This window comes from Ruegeria sp. BH8 (assembly GCF_056538065.1).
Map to the genome: position 1 here is coordinate 1 of NZ_JBQFSP010000040.1, position 4,446 is coordinate 4,446.

Here is a 4,446-nt window from a genome sequence, read left to right on the forward strand (position 1 = left end):
ACTCTGCGGCGTCTTCGTATGCGTCCATTGGTGGGCATGTGCAGACGAGGTTTCGGTCGCCGTATGCGTTGTCGACGCGGTTGACGGGGGACCAGTATTTGTCGACGCCCATGGATCCCGGCGGGAAGCAGGCCTGTTCGCGGGTGTAGGGGCGGTCCCAGTCGCCGACCAGATCGCGCACTGTGTGGGGGGCGTTTTTCAGCGGGTTGTTTTCCGCGTCGATCTTGCCGTCGATGATGTCCTGCGCTTCCGAGCGGATCGAGAGCATGGCGTCGCAGAAGCGGTCGAGCTCGTCCTTGGGTTCGGATTCGGTGGGCTCGACCATCAGGGTTCCGGCCACCGGCCAGCTCATCGTGGGGGCGTGGAAGCCTGAATCGACCAGACGCTTGGCCACATCGTCGACGGTGACATGCGCCGCCTCGTCCAGCGGCCTTGTGTCGAGGATGCATTCATGCGCCACCCGGCCCGTTTCCGATGTGTAGAGGATCGGATAGGCGTCCTTGAGCCGCGCCGCGATGTAGTTGGCGTTCAGGATCGCCACCTTGGTGGCCTGCGTCAGCCCCGCACCGCCCATCAGCAGCACATAGGCCCATGAGACGGGAAGGATCGAGGGCGAGCCGAAGGGGGCCGCCGAGACCGGGCCCACGGCGGTGCCATATTCCGGGTGGCCCGGCAGATGCTCGGCCAGATGCGCCTTGACGCCGATCGGACCCATGCCGGGGCCGCCACCGCCATGCGGGATGCAGAAGGTCTTGTGCAGGTTCAGGTGGCTGACATCGCCGCCAATGTCACCCGGACGTGCCAGGCCGACCATGGCGTTCATGTTGGCGCCGTCGATATAGACCTGACCGCCGTGATCATGGGTGATCTGGCAGACCTCCTGCACGGTGGTCTCGAACACGCCATGGGTCGAGGGGTAGGTGATCATGCACGCGGCCAGATGATCCGAATGCTTTTCCGCCTTCTCGCGGAAGTCATTCAGATCGATGTTGCCCTTGTCATCCGATTTCACCGGCACAACCTGCCAGCCCACCATCTGCGCCGAAGCCGGGTTGGTGCCATGGGCCGAGGTCGGGATCAGGCAAACATTGCGCTGCCCTTCGCCACGGGCGAAGTGATAGTTGCGGATGGTCAGAAGGCCCGCATATTCGCCCTGCGCGCCCGAGTTGGGCTGCTGGGAGATCGCGTCATACCCGGTGATCTGGCACAGCTTGTCGTTCAGGTCCGCAATCATCTCGTGATAGCCCCGCGCCTGATCTTCGGGCACGAAAGGATGCAGGTTGCCGAACTCGGGCCAGGTGACCGGGATCATCTCGACCGTGGCGTTCAGCTTCATGGTGCAGGACCCCAGCGGGATCATCGCCCGGTCCAGCGCCAGGTCGCGGTCGGCCAGACGGCGCATATAGCGGGTGATCTCGGCCTCGGCCCGGTTCTTGTGGAAGATCGGGTGGGTCAGGTACGCGCTTTCGCGCAGCGCGTAATCCGGCAGGCGGTATTGCTTGTTCGAGCTGTCATCCTTGCGGTCGATGCCGAAGGCACCCCAGACCGCCTCGATGGTCTCGGGGCGGGTCTGTTCGTCCAGGCTGATGCCCACGCGGGTCTCGCCGACCTTGCGCAGGTTGACGCCACGGGCCACGGCGGCCTCCATAACGACATTCTGCAGATGACCGACCTCGACCGTGATCGTGTCGAAGAACACCTCGGGTTCGACCGCAAATCCCGCCTCTTCCAGACCGGCGGCCAGGCGCGAGGTCTTGCGGTGCACCGATTGCGCGATCGCCTTGATGCCGTCGGGTCCGTGATAGACCGCATACATCGAGGCAATGACAGCCAGCAGCGCCTGCGCGGTGCAGACGTTCGAGTTCGCCTTTTCGCGGCGGATGTGCTGCTCGCGGGTTTGCAGCGACAGGCGGTAGGCCTTGTTGCCGCGGCTGTCGATGCTGACCCCGATGATCCGGCCCGGCATCGAGCGCTTCAGCTTGTCGGTGGTCGCCATATACGCGGCGTGCGGGCCGCCATAGCCCATCGGCACGCCAAAGCGCTGGGTCGAGCCGATGGCGATATCCGCGCCCATCTCGCCGGGGGATTTCAGCAGCGCCAGCGACAGGATGTCGGCGGCGACAACGGCGATGGCGTTATGTTCATGCAGCGCCGCGATCTCGGTCGTGAAGTCGCGCACATGGCCATGGGTGCCCGGATACTGGAAGATCGCGCCAAAGACGGCACCTGCATCCAGCTGATCGGGATCGCCCACCTGCACATCGATGCCCAAGGGTTCGGCGCGGGTTTTGATGACCGCAATGGTCTGCGGATGACAGTTGCGATCCACGAAGAAGGCCGCGTTATTGGCCTTGGACCGGCCGCCGCGCTTGGCCATCGCCATGGCTTCTGCTGCGGCTGTGGCTTCGTCCAGCAGGGACGCGTTGGCCACATCGAGCCCGGTCAGGTCGCTGACCATGGTCTGGAAGTTCAGCAGCGCCTCAAGCCGGCCCTGGCTGATCTCGGGCTGATAGGGCGTGTAGGCCGTGTACCAGGCCGGGTTTTCCAGGATGTTGCGCAGGATCGGCGCCGGGGTGGTGGTGCCGTAATATCCCTGACCGATCAGCGAGGTCAGAACCTTGTTCTTGCCCGCCACCTGCTTCATGTGAAAGAGCGCATCGCGTTCCGTCATCGCCGGGCCCCAGTCCAGCGGTTCCTTCTGCCGGATCGCGGGCGGGACGGTAGCGTCGATCAGCTGGTCCAGCGTCTTGAAGCCGATCACCTGCAGCATGTCGCGCATCTCGGTCGGGCTGGGCCCGATGTGGCGGCGATTGGCGAAGTCATAGGCTTCGTAGTCGGTCAGTTTGAAGGCCATTGCAGCGCTCCTCAAGGATAGGTCAGGTCCGGCGGAGACGGCAGGAGCCTCCGGCGGGAGTATTTGGAAAAGATGAAGCAGGGAGCCCCGGTCTCTGGGGCTCCGGGCCGGATTTAGCCGATGAAGGCCTTGTAGCCGGCTTCGTCCATCAGGTCTTCCAGCTGCGCGGCATCGGCGATCTTGATCTTGTAGATCCAGGCCTCGCCCTCGGGGTCGTCGTTCAGCGCGCCGGGGTTGTCAGCCAGCGCCTCGTTCACTTCCGTAATCTCGCCATCAACCGGCGCGTAAAGCTCGGAGGCGGCCTTGACGGATTCGATCACGCCGATCTCGCCATCCTTCTCGAACTCGTCGCCCACTTCCTGCTGCTCGACAAAGACCACCTCACCCAGCTGCTCGGCCGCGTGTTTGGTGATGCCCAGCGTGGCCGTGTCGCCGTCGACCGCCAGCCATTCATGTTCTTCGGAATAATAGGTTGCCATGGTGTCTCTCTCCTGACTTCAACGCTTGTAATTCTGTTTGACGAAGGGCAGCGCCACGATCTGCGCCGGTTGCGCCTTGCCCCGGATGATCAGGTTGACCTTCTCGCCCGGCTCGCCATGGCCCGCGGACACATAGCCCATCGCAACCGGGCCGCCGACCGTGGGGCCAAAGCTGCCCGAGGTGATCTGACCGATGGTGTTGCCCTCAAGGCATTGCACCTCGACCCCCTGACGCGCGGGCGCGCGCCCGTCGGGCTTGATGCCCACCAGCTTGCGCGCAGGCCCCTCGGCCAGTTCGCGCTGCACACGTTCCGCACCCGGAAAGCCGCCTTCTTCCTTGCGGCGCTTCTGCATCGCCCAGCCAAGGCTGGCCTCGACCGGCGAGGTGCTCTGATCGATGTCATTGCCATAAAGGCACAGACCGGCTTCAAGCCGCAGGCTGTCGCGCGCGCCCAGACCCGCCGGTTCGCAATCCTCATGCGCAAGGAACGCCCGGGTGATCTCGATCGCCTTGTCTTCGGGGATCGAGATCTCGTACCCGTCCTCGCCCGTGTAGCCCAGCCGCGAGATGCGGCATTCGACACCCAGGATGTCGGCAATCGTGGTTTCCATGAACTTAAGATCGCGCGCCGCGGGGCAGAGCGCCCCCACCACGTCCTCGGCCTTGGGGCCTTGCACCGCCACCAGCGCGCGGTCGAAGATCTCGGTCACCTCAACCCCGTCCAGATTGTCGCGCATATGCGGAATGTCCTGATGGCGCAGCGCCGCGTTCACCACCACAAAGTAATGATCCCCCGCGTTCGACACGATCAAATCATCCATGATCCCGCCTTCGGCATTGGTGAAGAACCCGTACCGCGCCTTGCCTTCCTTCAGCGTCGCATAAGCCTGCGGACACAGTGCTTCCAGCTTCTCGCCCACATTCTCGCCCCGCAATATCACCTGACCCATATGCGACACATCAAACAACGCCGCCTTCTCGCGGCACTGCTTATGCTCGCCCATGATCCCCAGCGGATACTGAACCGGCATCTCCCACCCGGCAAAATCAACCATCTTGCCGCCCAACTCAACGTGAAGCCCAAAAAGCGACGTGCGTCTAATCTCGGTCAT

Annotated in this window: 3 protein-coding genes; all 3 read right to left on the reverse strand. The window is 63.7% G+C overall.

Annotation, left to right across the window (positions count from 1 at the left end; genetic code table 11):
• Window positions 1-2,854 (reverse strand): aminomethyl-transferring glycine dehydrogenase (gcvP, locus tag ACR0AD_RS20955; protein WP_480489501.1); only part of this gene is annotated, 2,854 nt, incomplete at its 3' end.
• Between the two features lie 113 nt (window positions 2,855-2,967).
• Window positions 2,968-3,333: a glycine cleavage system protein GcvH gene (gcvH, locus tag ACR0AD_RS20960; protein WP_209505056.1), complete on the reverse strand. Its 366-nt coding sequence runs from the start codon at window positions 3,331-3,333 to the stop codon at window positions 2,968-2,970.
• Between the two features lie 18 nt (window positions 3,334-3,351).
• Window positions 3,352-4,446, reverse strand: a complete 1,095-nt coding sequence (gene gcvT, locus ACR0AD_RS20965; protein WP_480489500.1) for a glycine cleavage system aminomethyltransferase GcvT — start codon at window positions 4,444-4,446, stop codon at window positions 3,352-3,354.

Bases quoted from the DNA above. Each gene is read 5' to 3' on its own strand.
- gcvT (WP_480489500.1), bottom strand. From the start codon at position 4,446: ATGACCGAGATTAGACGCACGTCGCTTTTTGGGCTTCACGTTGAGTTG.
- gcvH (WP_209505056.1), bottom strand. From the start codon at position 3,333: ATGGCAACCTATTATTCCGAAGAACATGAATGGCTGGCGGTCGACGGC.